General features: G+C 63.0%; 18 protein-coding genes and 1 other RNA gene. 6 read left to right on the forward strand and 13 right to left on the reverse strand.

The window, feature by feature from the left end; genetic code table 11:
• Positions 1–180: 180 nt before the first annotated feature.
• The 9 genes from CXR43_RS01780 to CXR43_RS01820 form a co-directional block, all read right to left on the reverse strand.
• Positions 181–666, reverse strand: a complete 486-nt coding sequence (locus tag CXR43_RS01780) for an RNA pyrophosphohydrolase (protein ID WP_103332324.1) — start codon at positions 664–666, stop codon at positions 181–183.
• 77 nt (positions 667–743) lie between these two features.
• Entirely contained in the window at positions 744–2,081 is a 1,338-nt protein-coding gene (locus CXR43_RS01785) for a S41 family peptidase (protein ID WP_103332325.1), read from the reverse strand.
• Between the two features lie 8 nt (positions 2,082–2,089).
• On the reverse strand, positions 2,090–3,199 hold the full coding sequence (locus tag CXR43_RS01790; RefSeq protein ID WP_103332326.1) for a murein hydrolase activator EnvC family protein: 1,110 nt from the start codon (positions 3,197–3,199) through the stop codon (positions 2,090–2,092).
• Positions 3,196–4,734: a 2,3-bisphosphoglycerate-independent phosphoglycerate mutase gene (gene gpmI / locus CXR43_RS01795; RefSeq protein WP_103332327.1), complete on the reverse strand. Its 1,539-nt coding sequence runs from the start codon at positions 4,732–4,734 to the stop codon at positions 3,196–3,198. Before gpmI ends, CXR43_RS01790 begins: the two co-directional genes overlap by 4 nt.
• A gap of 78 nt (positions 4,735–4,812) precedes the next feature.
• On the reverse strand, positions 4,813–5,235 hold the full coding sequence (locus CXR43_RS01800; RefSeq protein ID WP_103332328.1) for an acyl-CoA thioesterase: 423 nt from the start codon (positions 5,233–5,235) through the stop codon (positions 4,813–4,815).
• Between the two features lie 284 nt (positions 5,236–5,519).
• Entirely contained in the window at positions 5,520–5,882 is a 363-nt protein-coding gene (locus tag CXR43_RS01805; RefSeq protein WP_103332329.1) for a DUF983 domain-containing protein, read from the reverse strand.
• A gap of 179 nt (positions 5,883–6,061) precedes the next feature.
• Entirely contained in the window at positions 6,062–6,970 is a 909-nt protein-coding gene (locus CXR43_RS01810; RefSeq protein ID WP_103332330.1) for a sulfurtransferase, read from the reverse strand.
• 421 nt (positions 6,971–7,391) lie between these two features.
• Entirely contained in the window at positions 7,392–8,168 is a 777-nt protein-coding gene (locus tag CXR43_RS01815) for an SDR family oxidoreductase (RefSeq protein WP_103332331.1), read from the reverse strand.
• On the reverse strand, positions 8,168–8,488 hold the full coding sequence (locus tag CXR43_RS01820; protein ID WP_103332760.1) for a nuclear transport factor 2 family protein: 321 nt from the start codon (positions 8,486–8,488) through the stop codon (positions 8,168–8,170). The genes CXR43_RS01815 and CXR43_RS01820 overlap by 1 nt, the downstream gene beginning before the upstream one ends.
• A 99-nt stretch (positions 8,489–8,587) precedes the next feature.
• On the opposite strand from CXR43_RS01820, the gene CXR43_RS01825 reads away from it, so the two are divergent.
• Positions 8,588–9,496 carry a LysR family transcriptional regulator gene (locus CXR43_RS01825; RefSeq protein WP_103332332.1) on the forward strand — a complete coding sequence of 303 codons (909 nt, stop codon included), beginning with the start codon at positions 8,588–8,590 and terminating at the stop codon, positions 9,494–9,496.
• A gap of 77 nt (positions 9,497–9,573) precedes the next feature.
• On the opposite strand, the gene CXR43_RS01830 is transcribed toward CXR43_RS01825, so the two are convergent.
• Positions 9,574–10,476 carry a LysR substrate-binding domain-containing protein gene (locus CXR43_RS01830; RefSeq protein WP_103332333.1) on the reverse strand — a complete coding sequence of 301 codons (903 nt, stop codon included), beginning with the start codon at positions 10,474–10,476 and terminating at the stop codon, positions 9,574–9,576.
• A 175-nt stretch (positions 10,477–10,651) separates the two neighbouring features.
• Here CXR43_RS01830 and CXR43_RS01835 point away from each other — a divergent pair, with 175 nt between their 5' ends.
• The 5 genes from CXR43_RS01835 to CXR43_RS01855 are packed head-to-tail and all read left to right on the forward strand — an operon-like array spanning position 10,652 to position 15,352.
• A complete protein-coding gene (locus CXR43_RS01835) occupies positions 10,652–11,662 on the forward strand; it encodes a hydroxyacid dehydrogenase (RefSeq protein WP_103332334.1) in 1,011 nt (336 codons plus the stop codon).
• A 2-nt stretch (positions 11,663–11,664) separates the two neighbouring features.
• The gene (locus CXR43_RS01840) at positions 11,665–12,348 is read left to right on the forward strand and encodes an RraA family protein (RefSeq protein ID WP_210402047.1); all 684 of its coding nucleotides are present in this window, start codon (positions 11,665–11,667) and stop codon (positions 12,346–12,348) included.
• A 49-nt stretch (positions 12,349–12,397) separates the two neighbouring features.
• Positions 12,398–13,354, forward strand: a complete 957-nt coding sequence (locus CXR43_RS01845; protein WP_103332761.1) for a tripartite tricarboxylate transporter substrate binding protein — start codon at positions 12,398–12,400, stop codon at positions 13,352–13,354.
• The gene (locus tag CXR43_RS01850) at positions 13,354–13,815 is read left to right on the forward strand and encodes a tripartite tricarboxylate transporter TctB family protein (RefSeq protein ID WP_103332336.1); all 462 of its coding nucleotides are present in this window, start codon (positions 13,354–13,356) and stop codon (positions 13,813–13,815) included. The genes CXR43_RS01845 and CXR43_RS01850 overlap by 1 nt, the downstream gene beginning before the upstream one ends.
• 28 nt (positions 13,816–13,843) lie before the next feature.
• Positions 13,844–15,352 (forward strand): tripartite tricarboxylate transporter permease, encoded by a 1,509-nt coding sequence (locus CXR43_RS01855; protein ID WP_103332337.1) that lies wholly within the window; start codon positions 13,844–13,846, stop codon positions 15,350–15,352.
• A gap of 246 nt (positions 15,353–15,598) precedes the next feature.
• Here CXR43_RS01855 and ffs read toward each other — a convergent pair.
• The 3 genes from ffs to CXR43_RS01870 form a co-directional block, all read right to left on the reverse strand.
• Positions 15,599–15,695, reverse strand: an RNA gene (gene ffs / locus CXR43_RS01860) — signal recognition particle sRNA small type.
• A 54-nt stretch (positions 15,696–15,749) separates the two neighbouring features.
• Positions 15,750–16,385, reverse strand: a complete 636-nt coding sequence (locus tag CXR43_RS01865) for an HAD family hydrolase (RefSeq protein ID WP_103332338.1) — start codon at positions 16,383–16,385, stop codon at positions 15,750–15,752.
• Between the two features lie 87 nt (positions 16,386–16,472).
• Complete coding sequence (locus tag CXR43_RS01870) at positions 16,473–18,371, reverse strand: bifunctional 2',3'-cyclic-nucleotide 2'-phosphodiesterase/3'-nucleotidase (RefSeq protein WP_103332339.1); 1,899 nt, start codon at positions 18,369–18,371, stop codon at positions 16,473–16,475.
• Positions 18,372–18,576 lie beyond the last annotated feature (205 nt).

Genomic DNA, 18,576 nt, shown 5'->3' on the forward strand with positions numbered 1-18,576 from the left:
TCGCAGGTGCCGTCGAGCCCCCCGCTAAGGTGCAGGTCGCCCCGGTCCTGTGCAAAATTCTGCCTGCGCGGTGGACCGGTGCCGACGGCGGGCCGCAACGTCTGCTGGTGTGCACCGGTGCCAAATGCTTAAAATCCGAGGGTAGCGCTTTCCCATCGATCCAGCCTATCGCGACCGGGATCACTCCGCCAGATGCGCGCGGAAGGTCTGCACGACCTGATCATAGACCGCACGCTTGAAAGGTACGATCGCGTCGCACATCTCTGCCGCACCGATCCATTTCCATGCGGAAAATTCCGGGTGTTCGCGGTCGATGCTGATCTGATCATCCTGGCCGAGGTAGCGCAACAAGAACCACTTCTGCTTTTGCCCCCGAAATTTGCCCTTCCAGACCTTGCCCAGAAGCTCTGGCGGCAGGTCATAGGTGACCCAGCCTTTGGTCTTGTCGATGATCTCGACCAGATCAGCGGTGACCCCTGTCTCTTCCCACAGTTCACGCAAGGCGGCGTCGCCGGGCGCTTCGCCGTCATCAATGCCGCCCTGTGGCATTTGCCAGGCGGGCGAAGGCGTATCGAGGCGTTGGCCAGCCCAGATGCGACCTTCGCCATTGATCAGCATCACGCCGACACAGGGGCGGTAGGGCAGGGTTTCGGGATCGATCGGCATCAACTCCGCCAGTCTGGTCTTTTGGCGCAGAGAGCGATTTGCTCTCTGCGCCGATTTCAGGTTGCCAAGAGATGCCCTTATTGCGCCACGGCGGCAAGGCCGCGCAGGATGTCGATGGCATAGGCCAGCTGATAGTCTTCATCGCGCAGGTTGGCCGCTTCTTCGGTGCGGGCGCGCTCTTCTTCCAGCAGTCTGCGCTCGTCCTCGGACATCGAGTCATTGGACAGTGTCCCGCGCAGATCGGCTTCCGACGTCTGCGGGCGCAGGGCGCTGGTTTCTTCTTCTGCCGCTGCGGCTTCAGGGTCGCGGCGTGGCTGGTTGACCACGATGTCGGGCATCACGCCGAGCGCCTGAATAGACCGGCCCGAGGGCGTGTAATAGCGCGCCGTGGTCAGGCGCATCGCCCCATCGCCGCGCAGCGGGATCACGGTCTGGACCGAGCCTTTGCCAAAGCTTTTGGTGCCGACCACAATCGCGCGGCGGTGATCCTGCAAGGCACCCGCCACGATTTCGGAGGCCGAGGCGGAACCGCCGTTGACCAGCACGACAATCGGCTTGCCCATCGCCAGATCGCCGGGTTGCGCGTTGAAACGCTCGCTGTCCACCGGTTCACGGCCACGGGTCGAGACGATTTCGCCCTTGTCGAGGAAGGCGTCCGACACCCGGATCGCCTGTGTCAGCAGACCGCCGGGGTTGTTGCGCAGGTCGATGACGAAACCGTTCACATTTTCCATGCCTCCGACCTCTTCGACGGCGGTGCGCAGGTTTTCTTCCAGTCCCGAATATGTCTGATCGTTGAAGGTGGTCACCCGCAACACCACGGTTTCACCCACCACCCGGTTGCGGACGGCGACCAGTTTGATGGTGTCGCGGATGATCGAGACATCGAAAGGCTCTGCCACACCTTCGCGCACTACGGTGATGATGATTTCCGACCCGACCGGGCCGCGCATCATGTCGACGGCGGCATCAAGTTGCAGACCAAGCACGGATTCGCCGTTCACATGCGTGATGTAATCGCCGGCCTCGATTCCGGCCTCGTCAGCAGGGGTGTCATCCATCGGCGAGACGACTTTCACAAAACCCTCTTCCTGCGTGACCTCGATGCCCAGACCGCCAAACTCGCCGCGGGTCTGCACCTGCATGTCGTCAAAATCCGAAGCAGCGAGATAGTTGGAATGCGGGTCCAGCGAGGTCAGCATTCCGTTGATCGCGGCTTCGATCAACTCTTTGCTGTCGACCTCTTCGACATATTGGGCGCGCACCCGCTCGAAAATGTCGCCAAACAGATCCAGCTGTTCATAGACATTGGCGTTGCGGCTGTTTTCCTGTGCAATCAGCGGGGCCGCGAATTGTGTCGTCAGGACGACCCCGGCCACGGTGCCGCCGATTGCGGCCATAACGAATTTCTTCATGCCTCGTCCTACTCTCTCAATGCGGCGAACCATTCGGCCGGATCGACCGGGTCTGCCCCTTGCCTCAGCTCCATATAAAGCGTTTGCGTGCCTTGCACGCCACCGCCTTCTTGCGTGGCCGCCAGAAATTCGGCAACCCCGGGTTCACCCCCGCCCATCAGCCCAAGGGCTGCCCCGGGGCCAAGAACCTCTCCGACCTGTCCATAGACTGTTTCCAGCCCGGCGAGGATCAATAGATAGCCCCCTCCCGGCTCCAGCACGATCACATTTCCGTAGTCGAGCAAGGGGCCAAGATAGCGGATCGTTGCGGGCCAGGGCGTGGTCACCAGCGCGCGCGGGCGGGTTGCCAAGGTCAGGCCGGGGCGGCGCACCCCGGCAGCATCGGATTCCATCGACCGCCGCAAGAGCGTGCCCAGCACCGGCAGGGGCAACCGTCCCTTGGCGTCGGCAAAACTGCTGGCGTCGCCCGTGTCCAGCGCGAGTCCCGAAGCAAAGGCGTCCAGCGTATCGGCACTTTGCAGCAGGCCGCGCAGGGTTTCTGGGTCTTCGGTAAAGCGCAGTGGCAGCTCAGTGCGGTCTGATATGGCCTGCGACAGCGCCGTACGCGCCTGTTGCGCGACAGCGAGTCCGCTGGCCAAAGTCTCGCCGGCGGCCTGTTGCAGCGCGCGCAGGTCCTGCAATTCTGCCAGCTCTGCCCGCAGGCTTTCGGCTTCCGCCTGCAAGGCCGGCGTCACATCGGCTAGCATCATGCCCGAGCGCACCGTGCCCAAGGGGCCGGAGGGGTGCAGCAGCAACAGTGGGCCGGGGCGGCTTTCCATCTGGCTCAGCACGCCGACCAGTTGTGCCACGCGGTCGCGCTTTGCCTGAAATTGCAGGTCCAGTGTGGTTTCGCGCAAATGGGCCTGGCGCAAGGCTTCGCGCAGGGCGGCCAGCCCGTCTTCGTAGGCACCGATGGTCCGGGTCAGCGCGGTGACCCTGTCGCGCGCGCTTGTTGCGGCCTCCAGCGCCGCCACAGCCTCTTGCAGGCTGGCCGAGGCGCTGGCCGCCTGATCGGCGACCCCTTGCCCCAAAGCCGGGGAGGTCAGCAGCAAAAGGCCAAGGGCGGCGGCGCGGATCATGTCAGCAGGCTTACTCCGGTCATCTCGGGCGGTTGCGGCAGGCCCATCAGCTGCAACACCGTTGGCGCAAGATCGGCCAGCCGACCGCCGTCGCGCAAGCGCGTGCCGGCAGGGGCTCCCATCACGATCACCGGTACTGGGTTCAGCGTATGGGCGGTGTGCGGTCCATTGGTGATCGGATCCCACATCTGTTCGCAATTGCCGTGGTCGGCTGTCACGATCATCGCGCCACCCCGCGCCTTCAAGGCGGCAACGGCCCGGCCCAAACCATCATCCACCGCCTCGCAGGCCTTGATTGCCGCCGCGAGCACCCCTGTGTGGCCCACCATGTCGGGGTTGGCGAAATTGACCACGATCAGGTCATGCCCCGCCTCGATGGCGGCCACCAGCTGATCTGCCACTTCGGGCTCGCTCATCTGGGGTTGCAGGTCATAGGTTGCCACCTTGGGCGACAGCGGCATGGAGCGGGACTCGCCGTCAAACGGCACTTCACGCCCGCCGTTCAGAAAGAACGTCACATGCGGGTATTTCTCGGTTTCGGCCAGCCGGAACTGGGTTTTGCCCTGTGCGGCCACCCATTCGCCGAGGCAGTTCACGATCACCCGTTTGGGGAAGGCGGTGGCCATATAGGCATTGTGCGCCTGTGAATATTCCACCATGCCCAGCATTGCCGACCATGTGGGGCGGGGCCCTGTCTCAAAGGTGTCAAACCCGGGCTGCCCCATCGCAGCCAGGATTTCGCGCGCGCGGTCAGCCCGGAAGTTCAGGCAAAACAGCCCGTCGCCATCCTTGGCTCCGGCATATTTGCCGATGACCGCCGGGGCGAGGAATTCATCGGTCTCGCCCTTGGCATAGGATTGCGCGACGGCGGCTTCGGCCTCTGACACACGGTCGCCTTTCGCATGCACCATGGCCGCGTAGGCGCGTGCCACCCGGTCCCAGCGGTTGTCACGGTCCATCGCCCAGTAACGCCCGGTCACCGTGGCCACCTGTGCGCCCTTTGGCAGGCCCGTCACCAGCTGCGCCATGAACCCGGCCGCAGAGGAGGGTGGCACGTCGCGCCCGTCAGTGATCGCGTGAAGCGCCACCGGCACGCCCAGATCGGTCAGCGCGCGGGCTGCAGCCAGCATGTGGCTGATATGGCCATGGACACCGCCATCAGATGCCACGCCCATCAGATGCGCGGTGCCCCCCGCGTGCTTGACCTTGGTGGCAAACTCCAGCAGCGCCTCATTGACGGCAAAGCTGCCATCCTCGACCGCCAGATCAATCGCGCCCAGATCCATCGCCACCACCCGGCCCGCGCCGATATTGGTGTGCCCCACCTCGGAATTGCCCATCTGCCCGCTTGGCAGGCCGACATCGGGGCCGAATGTGGTCAGTGTGGCGTGCGGGCAGGTCGCCATGAGCGCATCAAAATTGGGCGTCTTCGCCAGAGCCGGCGCATCCCATTCCCGCACCGGGCCAAGCCCCCATCCGTCAAGGATGCACAGCACAACGGGCTTGGGGATTGTGGTCTTGGGCGGGGGGGTCATATGCGGCCTCATCTGCTTTGCTACAGGTCATAGCCCCTGGTGCCGGTTCGGGCAACAGGACGGAGTCCGCCGCACCCGTCAGAGACCCTCTGCCGCAAGAGCCTGCCCATTGTCTCCGGCGGCAATCGGTACGGGCCTGCCTGCCTCATCCAGCGCGACAAAGGTGAAATTTGCTTCCGTCACCTTTTCACTCAGCGGGCTGGCGCGCGGGCGGCGCCAGGTGTCGACATGGATTGTCATCGACGTGCGCCCCTGCCGGACCAGCGTGGCATAGATCGAGACCTCGTCCCCCACCTTGACGGGTCGGTGAAAGATCATCGCATCCACTGCAACCGTGGCGCTGCGCTTGCCCGAGGTGAGTGCGGCGACACTTCCCGCGGCCAGGTCCATCTGGCTCATCAGCCAACCACCAAAAATATCGCCCGAAGGGTTGGTATCGGCGGGCATTGCGATGGTGCGGATGGTGGGGCTGCCGGTTGGGGGCTGATCTTCACGGCTCATGGCGGTCCTTTGGTCTTTGGCGGCGGCCTATGTATGGACCAAGGCTGTTGCCGTGTCACGGTCCTGTGATGCGCGGGCCGCATACCACGATCCGGCGGGGCAAAGGCAACCCCGTCAATCCTGTTGCGAGGGGTGCAGGCGGTGTGCTGCCGTGGTGGATCCGACAGCACCTTTTCGCGGCCGTTGTCTTTGGGCTGCGACGTCAAAGGTAAAGTCTTGCCGCCTCCGGCGCGACGCAAGGCACATGGCTGCGCGCTGCCAGCTGCAGACCCCGGTTGTTTCGCTTAGAACCCGTGCAGCCGGTCCGCCCATTGCCAGCCAATCATGATCCCCTTGATCCGGGGCAACATCGCAAGACTGCCCGCCAGCACGACTGCGCTGATCATCAAGGCCGTCGCCATCGGGCCGAAGTCACTGTAGACAATCATGGCGTGCAGCATGAAACCGGCGATGTGGCACATCACCAGAATGGTGAAATAGGCCGGGCCGTCATCGGCCTTTTGCTGGGCAAAGCTTTGGCCGCAGACGGTGCAGGCCGGGGCCACCTTCAGATAGCTGGTGAACAGCCGCCCTTCACCGCAATTCGGGCAACGGTGCCGCAAGCCATTCAGCATTGCGGGCTTTCTGAGGCGTTGGTCGTCTTGCATCACTGTCTCCTAACGACTGCTTCGATATAGACAGTCAGACACAGCGTACAAGAGTGCAGTCAGAAACAAACCCATCGAAGGGGCGGGGAGATCATGATCCTTGCCGCCCTATCTTTTCACCCGACCTCCCTTTGTGCAGGACGGCAGAAGCGGGCCAGACAACCGGCCCGCTACAGGCCTCAGTCGGTTGTCAACGGATAGGCGACAGGGTCCTGTGCCGACCATTCCCACATCGACCCGGCATAGTTGCGCGCATCGACGCCGGCGCTTTGCAAAACTGCCGTGACAAAGCCCGAACGGATGCCTGCCGTGCAATAGGATACCACCTGTGTGGTCTTGGATATACCGAGCCCCGCCAGGCGGGACTGAAGCGCTTCGCCTGCCAGAACCTTGCCATCCGCACCGACCAGATCGGCGAAATGCAGATGCTTGGCGCCGGGCACATGGCCGCCGCGCGTTTCGCCATAAGGTGTTGCGCCTGCATATTCGCGCCGCTCGCGGGTGTCGAGGATGACAACATCCGGCTGCCCGAGCAACGCGGCAAGCTGCTCTTTGGTGACCGCAAAATCCTGCGTGCGGCGGATGGTGAAGTCACCGCGATGCGCCGCAGCACCTGCCGGCAGATCGCCACCGGCAAGCAGAGCAGCAACACCTCCGTTCACCATATACGCCTGCTGATGGCCAAGGCTGCGCAGGGTCCACACGATACGGCCATCTTCTCCCCAGCCGTTCAAGGAGTCTGCAACAGCGATGACAGGTACGTCCGCAGACACGCCAAGAGCCTGCAACCGCGCGGTCAGAACGGCATCATCTGCCAGAAGCTGACCCTTGATTGGCAGGGCGGGATTGCTCAGGTCCTGCCAAGCGACCGCTGTGGAGCGCGGCAGGGGCCGCAACATGCGTTGCGCGGCACCACGGGTATCCAACAACACCGCCCCCGAACCAAGCAAGCTGCGCGCGTGATCGGCCTCGATCAGCCAGGACGAGGGGCTTGCCCCCTCCGCCATCGCGGCAACGCCGGCACCAGATGCAAATGCCATCGCGAGGGTGGCGGCCAGAACAAGGCGGCGTGTGGGATATGGAACCATGAAAAACCCTCCAAGAAACAGAAAATGCGTTAGTCTGGACCATCGCATACCGTGAAGCAAAGCCCGATGCCACCAGATCGCCAGGCGAGGCACCGGCGTTTCTGGCCCAAGTTGCGTGAAACCCGAGGCTGAGGTCTTTGTTAAGGCGCAACACCAAGATGGCGCCGACTGATAGGTCGGCCCCATGCGCAGTGACCTTCAGACACAAGCGAACCGGGCCGGTTTTCCTACGGCGCTGCCTCATGAGAAAAACCGGATGACTGCGATCCACGCTTTTTCACATACGGTCAGCCTCCGCTGATCTGCAAGTCATGAGCGACTTTTGCCCAAAGCTGCCCGTCACACGGCGCGGGAGTGCCGCAGCCGAGGCTCGCCAATCCCGCCCTTCATGCTGGCAGCAGCCAACCGCGCGCCGCGGTTTCTAGGCTGTCGGCACCGTCCCGCCATCGATCACATATTCCGTGCCGGTGATGGACGCTGCCCGATCCGAGGCGAGGAAGGCAATCAGATTCGCGATTTCATCCGGTTTCGCCGGCCGACCGATGGGGATGCCGCCAAGACTGTCCATGATGATCCGCCGCCCTCCGTCGAGGTCTGTGCCTGCGTCGGATGCCACGCGTTCGGCGAGCCGGAGCGAGGCTTCGGTCTCGATCCAGCCCGGGGCCACGCGGACAACGCGCACGCCCTTGGGCGAGACTTCCTTGGACAGGCTCTTGCTGTAGACCGACAGTGCGGCTTTGGCGGCGGCATAGGCGGTGGTCGCCTCGGGCAGCGGCAGCAGGCGCTGAATGGAGGTGACATGGACAACCACACCGGCACCCTGCGCAATCATGCCCGGTACAAGCGTTCGGTCCAGCCGCACGGCAGGCAAAAGGTTCAGTGCCAGCTCGGCCTGCCATTCCGTATCGCCCAAGGCCGCAAAGCCGCCGCCGGGCGCGGAAGAGCCACCCAGCATGTGGACGATGATGTCAGCGCCGCCCATTCGGTCCTGCACGGCCTTGGCGACACTGTCACACCCCTCTGGGGTGGTCAGATCGGCGGCAACAAACAGCGCATCTGGCCGGTCGACAGGCGTGCGTGCCGTGGTCAGAACCTGCGCGCCAAGCGCGTGGAAAAGCGCCACTGTGGCCGCGCCCGCGCCTTGTGTGCCTCCGGTGATCAGGGCGCGCTTGCCCTTCAGAGTCAGGAACGGGGACATCAGCCGATCTCCAGATCAGAGATGTGGTCGCCGGACAGGCCAAAGGTGAAGGTCAACACCGCGGGGCTGCCCGGGAAATCTCCGGTGACGGTCGCCCGGACGACAGTTTTGCCCGCAGTTTCGGCCATGTCCAGCGGTTCTGCCTGGTGGCGGTACTTTGCTTTTGAGGCAAGCCACCATTCACGGATCGCCTGGCGTCCGCGATGGCTGTGGCCCTCATCGTGCACGACGGCGTCGGGCGTGAATGCGGTGACAAAGGTGTCGCCCTCTTGCGGCGAAAGGGCGGTGAAATAGGTGTGGATCGGGCGGGGCAGTTGCATGGGTTGGTCCTCTTCGATTCTGATCAACCCAACATAGTGCTGGACGCTCATGTAGATAATCGGGATAAATCGGCATCTGATGATGACAGAATCGGGACAATGGACAGCGGGCTGACAAGACTGGAGGCGGTGCTGGCCATCGCGCGGCGTGGATCGTTCCGGGCGGCGGCGCTGGATCTGGGCATGTCAACCACGGCCCTGTCCCACACCATCGCCCGGCTGGAGGCCACCCTTGGCGTGCGCCTGTTCAACCGCACCACGCGCAGCGTGTCTTTGAGCGATGCCGGCCGCGCCTTCGTTGATCGCATCGCCCCCGCCATGGCCGAGATCAGCGGCGCGATGGAGATGGTGCAGTCGCAAAGCCTTACGCCCTCGGGCCTGTTGCGCATCAACGCCTCGGTTCAGGCGGGGCGAGAGATCGCACCGCTGGTCCTGACCTTCCTGCGCCGATTTCCGCAGATGCAGGTGGATCTGGTCACCGAAGGGCGACTGGTCGACATCGTGGCCGAGGGGTTCGATCTGGGACTGCGCCCCGCCGATCTTGTGCCGCGCGACATGATTGCCCTGCCCCTCGGGCGGCCACAGCGCTATGCCGTGGTCGCCTCGCCGGACTGGCTTGCAACCCATGGCACCCCCCTGACCCCGGCCGATCTGCCTTTGCGCCACTGCATCCGCGTGCGCCTGCCGAACGGTGCGCTGTTCCGCTGGTCGTTCCAGCGCGGCGGCGAGACGGTTCAGATCGAGGCTCAGGGCCGCCTGACGCTGGATGAGGCGGCCATTGCCCGTACCGCCATCCTGGACGGTGCCGGCATCGGGTTCTTCATCGAACAAGACGTGGCAGATGACATCGGTGCCGGTCGCCTCGTCCGCCTGCTGGACGACTGGACCCCGTCGCGGCCGGGATTCAGCCTGTATTATCCGGGCAGGCGCAACCCATCGGCGGGGTTCAAGGCGTTTCTTGCCCTGGTGAGAGACGCCGCTGCCAAGGATGCGCCTTTCAGCAGATGAGCCAGGGCTGGAGGTCAACCTTGCCGGGGCCTGCGCGTCTCTTTTGCGAACTGGCCGTTCCCGCGCCCGCCATGGCGTCAGTCTTGCGGCGAAACGAGCCTGGGTACGCCATGCGGGCCGCAAAGCTGTGCAAGAACTTCGTGCAGCCGGCGGATGATTTCGCCGCGCGGCGAACGGGTCCGCTCCACGATACCAATTTGGCGCGTCACTTGCGGGTTTCCGAACGGAAGTCGCGTCAACTCGCGCCCCTCCGGTTCTTCCAGCGCGACATGCGGCACGACCGATATGCCCAAGCCATGGCGGACGCAGGTGACGATCGACCCGATCGTATCGATTTCGGCCACATCATTCGTCACCACACCGAGCCGTGAAATCTCGGTGTCGATCAGGTTGGCCAGCGGCACTGCGCTGCGGAAGCGGACAAAAGGCAGGGTGTTCAGCATCTTTATGGGGTCAGCGGTTGCCATGCCTTTCGGGGCTATGATCAACAGCGGCTCTTTCAGAAACGGGCTCCACCGCAAGGCTGGCGTGAATCCGGTGTGCTCGGCGACAACGGCCGCATCCAGCCGCCCCCCCGCCACATCAGCAATCAACTGGCTGGAAAGGCCGACCCGCAGATTGACCTTTACCTCAGGATATTCGATCCGCATCTGTGAAATCGTCCGTGGCAACAGGCTCAGACCGCTGGTGCGCACCGATCCCAGCATCAGGGTGCCGGCAATCCGGTCGCCGCGGAGACTGGCTTTTGTATCCTCTTCCAGCCGCAGGATATCCTTCGCCATTTCGATGATCTGAAGGCCCTGTGACGTCAGCCTGGGTGGCCGTGACGACCGCTCGAACATCACGATGCCCAGTTCCTGTTCCAACGCCTGAACCTGCTGGCTGACCGCCGAGGCCGTCAGGTGCACCACGTCGGCAGCTTTGGAGAACGTGCCATGGGTTGAAATGGCAATCAGGGTCTTCAGTTGACGTGTATCCATTTTAAATCCAGTTTTTCTTAACTTAAAAAGCATATTAATTCGCTTTTGTGAAGCTATTCTTTCCCTTATCGAGGAGCCGGAGGATCTGGTTCGCGTCTGCTGGGAGGCCGTCGCGGCACAATCAAAACCCAGGAACGGTGATCGCTTCCCCCTTGGGAAGCCTGAAGAGGCATTTATGAGCAAGACGATTCTCGTGACCGGCCCCGATCTCGACGCAAGTGCTTCAAGGCTCGTGGCTCAGTTCGGCTATCAGACCCTGCATACCCCCCCCTACGCCGACAGCACCGCAATCGCACAGTTGCTTTCACAAAGCGGCGCGCAAGCCATCGTGTCGCGGATGGGTCGCATTGATGCCGCCGTCATGGATGCGGCACCGCAGCTTCGCGTCATCTCGAAACATGGTGTCGGGGTGGACAACATCGACCTTGCCGCTGCGGCCGAGCGCGGGATTCCGGTTCTGGTGGCCAGCGGTGCCAACGCTGTCTCTGTCGCAGAACATGCAATTGCCTTGTTGCTGGCGTCGGTAAAGCGATTGTTGCCGCTGGATGCCGGCCTGCGGGCGGGCCGTTGGGAGAAGCCGGGATTTCTGGGGCGCGAACTTGCCGGTGCTCGCCTTGGCCTGCTGGGCATGGGGGCAATCGCGCAGGCGACGGGCCGCATCTCCAAGGGTTTGGGGCTGGAGCTTCTTGCACATGATCCCTTTGCGCCCCAGACGGTGTTCGACGATCTGGGTGTCACCCGCCTCGATACATTCGAGGCCCTGCTTGCACAGTCAGATATTCTCAGTCTGCACTGTCCGCTGACCGATCAGACCCGGTGCATCCTGAATGCCGCGGCCCTCTCGAAGATGCCAAAGGGCAGCTACGTGATCAACACCGCGCGCGGCGGCCTGATCGACGAAGCGGCCCTGTTGTCTGCGATCCAGTCGGGCCATATTGCCGGAGCTGGTCTTGATACCTTCGCCGTCGAGCCGCCCTCTGCCGATCATCCCTTCTTTGCTGAGCCTGCAATCGTGCTGTCGCCGCATGTGGGCGGGGTCACCCGCGAAGCGGGTGCCCGGGTGGGCGTCGACGCGGTGCGCGGTATTTTTCAGATCCTGCAGGGTCAGCCCGTTGCCCCCGACCGCATTGCAAACCGTGCGCTGCTGGCCAAGGCCGCCGCACACCTGTCCCACATTGGAGACTGATCATGTCACTTGGATTTCGGATCTGCACCCGGCCCCGTACAGCCCCCGCAGCACTGGTGCAGGCCTTCGCCAATCTGCCTGTTGCCAATGTATCGGATGCGATGAACCGCCTGACCGCCGGTGGCCCGTCGTTGCGCCCGATGCACACGTCTGGCGGCATGGCGGGCGTTGCGCTGACGGTGCGCTCCCGGCCGGGCGACAATTTGATGTTGCACAAGGCCATCGATATGGCTGGTCCCGGAGACGTCATTGTCTGCGACGCGGGCGGCGACCTGACCAATGCGTTGATGGGCGAATTGATGTTGGCCTATGCCGTGAAACGCGGCGTTGCTGGCTTTGTGCTCAACGGTGCGATCCGCGATCTGGATGCCATTCGTCAGGTCAACCTGCCAGTCTATGCCGCTGGTGTCACCCATCGGGGCCCCTACAAGGATGGCCCCGGCGAGATCAACACGCCGATCAGTTTCGGCGGGATGGTGATTGAACCGGGTGACATCATGATCGGCGACCCGGATGGTGTGCTGGCTGTGCCGTTTGCCCAAGCCGAAGCGATCCTGAGGAAGACTGAGGCGAAACAGGCGGCCGAAAGCGCTCAGATGGCCGCCATCGTTGCCGGCACCAACGACAGGTCTTGGGTGGACGCAACGCTGCGTCGACTGGGCTGCGAAATCCCGGAAGGGCTTTGAACGGAGGACCCGCTGCGGCATGGTGCCCGGCGGCAAAGGAGGAGAACCCATGAAACTTGCACGTTCTGCGGCACTGGCCGCCGTCTTTACGGCCCTTTCGGCCGGCACCGCCTTGGCCGACTGGCCGGCCGACCGCCCGATCGAACTGGTCGTAGCCTTTGCCCCGGGTGGTGGCACCGATATCATGCTGCGCGCCCTCGCCCCGTTCATCGAGGCCGAACTGGGTGCCACGATTGCCGTGATGAACCGGCCCGGAGCTTCGGGGGAAATCGCCTACACCGCGCTGTCACAGGCCGAGCCGGATGGGTACACCGTGTCGTCGCTGAACACGCCAGGGTTCTTGACAATGCAGATCGGGCGCACGCTCGGCTATGATCCCAAGGCGCTGTGCCCGATTGCCCGCGTTGTCGAGGATCCCGGCACCTTCGTCGTGCAGGCGGGATCGGACATCACCTCGCTGGCCGATCTGGTGGCGAAAGCCAAAGCCGCTCCCGGTGCGGTTTCGGTTGCAACGACAGGTCTTGGCACTGATGAACACATGGCCATGCTGCAACTGGAAAAAGCGGCTGGCATCGATCTGACCGCCATTCCGTTTGAAGGCGCGAACGAAGCAAAGACCGCGCTGCTGGGCGGGCATGTGCAGGTGATCGGCCTGAACGTCGGCGAGGCAATGTCAAGCGATCCGGGATCGTTCAAGGTGCTGGCACAGTTCGCCGAACAACGCTCAACCCTCGCCCCGGATCTGGCAACGGCGGTCGAACAGGGATTTGACGTCATCATGTCCTCCGAACGCGGGATGGCAGCGCGGTGCGACGTGCCCGAAGAGATCCGGGCCCGGCTTTCGGCCGCAGTCGAAAAGGCATTGGCAGATCCGGCATTCCTTGACGTGGCCGCGAAACAGGGCCTGCCGCTTGCCTATCAGTCGGGTGCCGATTGGACGGCGGCGATGCCCGCACGGCTTGCCCGCTTTGAGGAAATCTTCAAGCTGGTCGAGGAAGACAAGTGATGCGGGGCCCGAGCGCGGCGCAACGCGGTGACCGGCCTGATCTGCTGACAGCGCTGATCTTCGTTGGCTTCGGCGCGCTCGGGCTATTCCTGGCCCGACCGCTGGACGGTGGCACGCTGGCGCAGATGGGTCCCGGCTTTATGCCCCGGGTCATCTGCGGCCTGCTCATCCTGGTCGGCTTGGCTGTCGGGCTGCCTGCCTTGCGTCGGCCGCTGGTGAGGATCGAGCCGGTCAAGATCCGGCCTGTCGTGGTGATCCTGCTGTCGATCGTGGGCTTCGGCCTGGCGGTTACCTATCTCGGCTTCGTGCTGGCCTCGCTGTGGTTGATCCTGGCAGGTGCCATGGCCGATCCGGGCGGCAAAATGCGCCAGACCCTGCTGCTCGCCGCCGGTCTTACCGCTTTTGGCGCGTTGATCTTTGTCTATGGGCTGGGCGTGCAAGTGCCGCTCTGGCCTTTCTGAATCCTGTCACGACTCCAGGGAGGGGCGGATGTCATTCATTGACCTGTTGATATTGGGATTTTCCGAGGCGATGACGCCGATGAACCTCGGTTTTTGTCTGCTCGGTGCCCTGCTCGGAACGCTGATCGGTGTGCTTCCCGGCATTGGTCCCACCGCGACGATTGCCGTGCTGCTGCCGATTACCTTCTTCCTGCCGCCGCTGGCCGGGATCATCATGCTGGCAGGCATCTATTACGGTGCGCAATATGGCGGATCGACCACCGCAATCCTGGTCAATCTTCCGGGCGAGGCATCGTCCGTGGTGACGGCCTTGGATGGGTACCAGATGGCACAGAACGGGCGGGCCGGGTCGGCGCTGGCAATTGCTGCGCTTGGCTCGTTTTTTGCCGGCACGGTGGCGACGCTGGCGCTTGCGGTTGCCGGCCCCACCTTGTCAGTTTTTGCCCTGAAGTTTGGCCCGGCTGAATATGTCTCGCTCATGGTGTTCGGTCTGCTGGCGGCAACCATTCTGGCCAGCGGCCCGGTGCTGAAAGCGATTGGCATGATCCTGATCGGTCTGCTTTTGGGCATGATTGGCACCGACCGCGCCACAGGCGATGCACGGCTGACCTTTGGGGCGATAGAGTTGTTCGACGGGATCGACTTCATCGTCATCGCCATCGGGCTTTTCGGTTTTTCCGAGATCATCGCCAATCTGGAGGGTTCGGGATCCGAGGGTGTGAAGCTGGCCAAGCTGACCCGCCTTTGGCCCACGCGTCAGGATTTTCGTGAGGCATGGCCCGCAGTGCTGCGCGGCACCGGGTTGGGCACGGTTTTGGGGCTTTTGCCCGGTGGCGGGGCAACCTTGGCGTCGTTCAGTGCCTATTCGATGGAAAAGCGGATGTCGCGCCATCCCGAGCAGTTTGGAACAGGCGTCGTCGCCGGCGTGGCAGCCCCTGAATCCGCCAACAACGCCGCCGCGCAATCCTCCTTCATCCCACTTCTGACGCTTGGAATTCCGTCGAACAACATGATGGCCATGATGCTCAGTGCCTTTATGATCCACGGAATAACGCCCGGCCCCACCGTGCTGACCAGCCAGCCCGAAATCTTCTGGGGATTGGTCGCCTCGATGTGGATCGGCAACCTGCTGCTTGTCGTCATCAACCTGCCGCTGATCGGCATCTGGGTAAAGCTGCTGACGGTGCCCTACCGTCTGCTGTATCCGGCAATCCTGCTGTTTTGCTGCATCGGCGTCTACAGCATGAACAACCGTGTGTTCGACGTGGTCCTTGCTGCCGGGTTTGGTCTTTTGGGCTATCTGTTCCGCAAGGCAAAATGCGAGCCCGGCCCCCTGCTTTTGGGCTTTGTCCTCGGTCCGCTGCTGGAGGCCAACCTGCGCCGCACGCTGCTGATCACCCAAGGCGACCCGTCAATCTTTGTCGAGCGCCCGATCAGTCTGACCATGCTGGTTGCAACCGTCATCCTGCTTGGCCTGATGATCTTGCCTTCGTTCCGAAAAACCCGTGAAGAGGCGTTTCAGGAAGAAGACGCCTGATCGCGGGGTGTTGCGGCTTTCTGCAATCGCGGTGCGACCGCAGACAGTCTGAACTTTACCCGCTTCGCAGATCTGCATCAAAATGAGGCGCGAAGCCGCACGGGTGCTTGGGGCACAGTATCCGTGCGCAAACGCCTGTAACAGGCCCTCATCGACGCCGTTCTGGCATTCAATCCAGGCCCAAAAGCGGCACGAAACCCCTGAGTGAAAGGGGTAAGTCTTTGAAACGCTGCCTAGGTAGGGGTGGGTGAGAGGCTGGACAACGACCCAAGCGGGGCTCGTTACGGCTGCTTCCTTCCGGACCTGACCGGGTTGGCGAGGCGCTCGCCCGCGCCAACCTCTCGCCCTGTCAGATAGGGCACAGGGGCGGCGTTTGCAAGCCCCAGATCGCGGCCTGTCAGCTCCACACCCCGGCCCAGCGGGCACCGTCTGCCAGAGTGCGGGCCACATGATGCGCAAAGCGGCCCGAGGCGGGGATAAAGTCGGGAACCTGAACCACCGTCATCCCGGCGGCAAAGGCGGCTTCGGCACCCGGTTCGCTGTCTTCGAACACCAGACAGCGGGAAGGGTCCACGCCCAGGGTGGAAGCGGCCAGCAAATAGGGTTCGGGATGCGGCTTTGGTGCGGTGACATCATCGCGGGTGATGACCGCCCGAAACGCCGGGCGCAGCCCGGCCTGCACCAGCCGCACCTCCGCCGGGTCGCGGCGTGACGAGGTCACGAGTGCCAGCGCATGGCTGTCCCGCAGGCCGTGAACAATCTCCGAAGCTCCCGGTTTCAACAAAAGATCCACCGCCTGCGCCGCAAGGAAGGCCGTCTGCCAGGTGTTGTTCAGCAGATCCAGATCAAGGTCTGGAAACCGTGACAGGATCATGCCGGCCGAAGTCACCTGATCGATTCCGACCAGAGCATGCAGCAGATCCTCGACATCCGCGTAACCCTGTGCCGCAAAGGCAGCCGCCCCGGTTTGCACGGTCAGACGCTCACTGTCGACCAGTGTTCCGTCAAGGTCAAAGAACACAGCATCAAACACGGATCATTCCCCTTGTTTCCGGCACAGCAGCCCATGATGCAAAGGGGGGTAGCAGATTGCCGCCGCAGGAGAAAGCCGCGTTACGCGCTACAGCGTCAGTCGTACCCGCAAGAACCCGTCCGGAGTGCGGAACAACGGGGTGAGCGTCAGGTCGGGCTGGCTGCTCAGATAGGGTTCGGCCAGAGGGCTGGTGTCGAACACGACCGAGGTTCCAGGCATCGGCCGGAACCGCCAACACGGTGCGTCCGGCTCTTTGGCGGTCCTACCCCGGGCCAGCACCCGTCTGATATGGGAAATCACAATGTCCCGATTGGCGATCTGTTCATCCAGCACCACGCGGGCATTTTCGCGCGGTGTATAGCCACCATTGCCTGACCCGCGATAGCTGTTGGTGGCAAGAATGAATTCCTGTGACGGATCCAGCGGCTTGCCCTGCCAGCGCAAGTCACAGATCCGCGGCATAGCCTTGTCCATCGGTGGGGCAGACAGGTCGATCTCATAGGTCAGCCCGCTGATCGTATCATAGACAAAAGAGGGCAGGTCCGACCCGAACAATGGCTGGTCCTTTGCTCCCGGCAGCACCTGCCGATAGCCGCGCACTGCGCATTCCAGCCAGTTGCGCAGCCCGGCCCCGGTGATGCGCAACGCCATGATGGTATTGGGATGCAGGTAAAGATCGGCCGCGTGGCGCAGCAGGATATCTCCCGGCGGGACATGGGTGTAATTCTCTGGCCCCCCCACGCCACCCGCCCGGAAAGGCGCCGTCGCCGAGAGCACGGGAAGATGCGCCAAGGGCCCGGTCGCCAGGCGCTCGGTCACATATTCGATCTTGGCTTGGTTGATGATCTGGACCGTCGGGCAATCTGTCGTCATCGCGAAAAAACTGTGGATGGCGCGTGTGGTGTGGCCGATCGGTTCACGCGCCCAGATCCGCGTCGCCTCATGCGCAGAGTGGATCAATGCGCTGAGCTCTTCATCCGGAGGCACAAGCCCGACCGGCGTGCCGTCCTCTGCCCGGGATGAAATCGGGCGCGCTTCAACGCGGTGCCGGGCCACGCGCCAGCACGTGCCGTCGTGCTGCAGATCCAGATCGATCACCCCAAGATGCGAGCCAAAAAAGCCAGGCATGACCGCAGGCTTTCCGTGCAGGGTTCCGGCCTGAGCGTCCACGCCCGCCATTGCGTCAAAGCCCCGGCCGGGAAAAACCATATGGACATGCCCCATGACAAGCGCGTCCACGCCATCAAGCCTGGCCAGGTCAAGCGCCGCATCCTGGGACACGTTGCCATCTATTGCGGCCCTAACGCCGCAATGGGCCAGAACCACGATGACATCTGCCCCCGCTGCCTGCACCTGCGGAACCGAGCGGGCGACAGCTTCGGTCATCGGGTGCATCCCGACCATTCCCGCGATGGCCTGACGGTCCCAGATTTCGGTTTCCATTGGCAGCACACCGATCACCCCGATCTTCACCAGATGTGACTGGCCGCTCTGATCTGTCAGATGCCGTTCCAGCAGCGTCCACGGCCTGATGAGCGGAGAAACCGGGTTTGGTTCACGAGGCAGGGTATTCGCAGACAGGACCGGAAAGGGGGCGTCTTCCAGGGCCGCTGCCAGTGCCGGAATGCCGTGCGAAAATTCGTGGTTCCCCAGATTGATCGCGTCATATCGCAAATGGGCCATTGCTTGCAGCATGGGGTGGGGCCGCAAGCCGACCCGCGCCACGTAATCCCCAAGCGGACTGCCCTGCAAGAAATCGCCATTGTCCAGGAGAATGGAATGGTCCACCTCGCATCGGGCCTGTGCGATCAGTGATGCGGTCAGGCACAGACCTTTGCGCACGCAGGCGGCGTCGGCATGATAGTCATGGCCGGACAGGTGCATGTGCAGATCACTGGTCGCCATAACCCGCAGGCACACCGTGGCACCCGCCGCGCCGGACTCATGATCCACAACACGGATCGCACTCGTAAAGCCCGTCGTCATCCTGGCATTATGTTCCAAGTTTCTTGGTTAACGTATGAACCTTAGAATTGGATGTCTTAAAGGAAAGTGTAGGAAGTAGTAAAAATCATTTTAAGGCCCCCTCCACCCGCACAAGGTGCTTTTTCGCACCCGCATGCCGCCCCCGATTTACCTGCCCTCCGCGTCATGGCACACAGGCAAAGGCCCGGAGGGGCAGGGGCTGGTC

The organism is Pseudotabrizicola formosa, assembly GCF_002900965.1.
Classification (GTDB): Bacteria; Pseudomonadota; Alphaproteobacteria; order Rhodobacterales; family Rhodobacteraceae; genus Pseudotabrizicola; species Pseudotabrizicola formosa.

What these genes read in the sequence shown, in the direction of transcription:
- CXR43_RS01780 (WP_103332324.1), bottom strand. Translation starts at nt 666, where the DNA reads ATGCCGATCGATCCCGAAACCCTGCCCTACCGCCCCTGTGTCGGCGTG.
- CXR43_RS01785 (WP_103332325.1), bottom strand. Translation starts at nt 2,081, where the DNA reads ATGAAGAAATTCGTTATGGCCGCAATCGGCGGCACCGTGGCCGGGGTC.
- CXR43_RS01790 (WP_103332326.1), bottom strand. Translation starts at nt 3,199, where the DNA reads ATGATCCGCGCCGCCGCCCTTGGCCTTTTGCTGCTGACCTCCCCGGCT.
- gpmI (WP_103332327.1), bottom strand. Translation starts at nt 4,734, where the DNA reads ATGACCCCCCCGCCCAAGACCACAATCCCCAAGCCCGTTGTGCTGTGC.
- CXR43_RS01800 (WP_103332328.1), bottom strand. Translation starts at nt 5,235, where the DNA reads ATGAGCCGTGAAGATCAGCCCCCAACCGGCAGCCCCACCATCCGCACC.
- CXR43_RS01805 (WP_103332329.1), bottom strand. Translation starts at nt 5,882, where the DNA reads ATGCAAGACGACCAACGCCTCAGAAAGCCCGCAATGCTGAATGGCTTG.
- CXR43_RS01810 (WP_103332330.1), bottom strand. Translation starts at nt 6,970, where the DNA reads ATGGTTCCATATCCCACACGCCGCCTTGTTCTGGCCGCCACCCTCGCG.
- CXR43_RS01815 (WP_103332331.1), bottom strand. Translation starts at nt 8,168, where the DNA reads ATGTCCCCGTTCCTGACTCTGAAGGGCAAGCGCGCCCTGATCACCGGA.
- CXR43_RS01820 (WP_103332760.1), bottom strand. Translation starts at nt 8,488, where the DNA reads ATGCAACTGCCCCGCCCGATCCACACCTATTTCACCGCCCTTTCGCCG.
- CXR43_RS01825 (WP_103332332.1), top strand. Translation starts at nt 8,588, where the DNA reads ATGGACAGCGGGCTGACAAGACTGGAGGCGGTGCTGGCCATCGCGCGG.
- CXR43_RS01830 (WP_103332333.1), bottom strand. Translation starts at nt 10,476, where the DNA reads ATGGATACACGTCAACTGAAGACCCTGATTGCCATTTCAACCCATGGC.
- CXR43_RS01835 (WP_103332334.1), top strand. Translation starts at nt 10,652, where the DNA reads ATGAGCAAGACGATTCTCGTGACCGGCCCCGATCTCGACGCAAGTGCT.
- CXR43_RS01840 (WP_210402047.1), top strand. Translation starts at nt 11,665, where the DNA reads ATGTCACTTGGATTTCGGATCTGCACCCGGCCCCGTACAGCCCCCGCA.
- CXR43_RS01845 (WP_103332761.1), top strand. Translation starts at nt 12,398, where the DNA reads ATGAAACTTGCACGTTCTGCGGCACTGGCCGCCGTCTTTACGGCCCTT.
- CXR43_RS01850 (WP_103332336.1), top strand. Translation starts at nt 13,354, where the DNA reads ATGCGGGGCCCGAGCGCGGCGCAACGCGGTGACCGGCCTGATCTGCTG.
- CXR43_RS01855 (WP_103332337.1), top strand. Translation starts at nt 13,844, where the DNA reads ATGTCATTCATTGACCTGTTGATATTGGGATTTTCCGAGGCGATGACG.
- CXR43_RS01870 (WP_103332339.1), bottom strand. Translation starts at nt 18,371, where the DNA reads ATGACGACGGGCTTTACGAGTGCGATCCGTGTTGTGGATCATGAGTCC.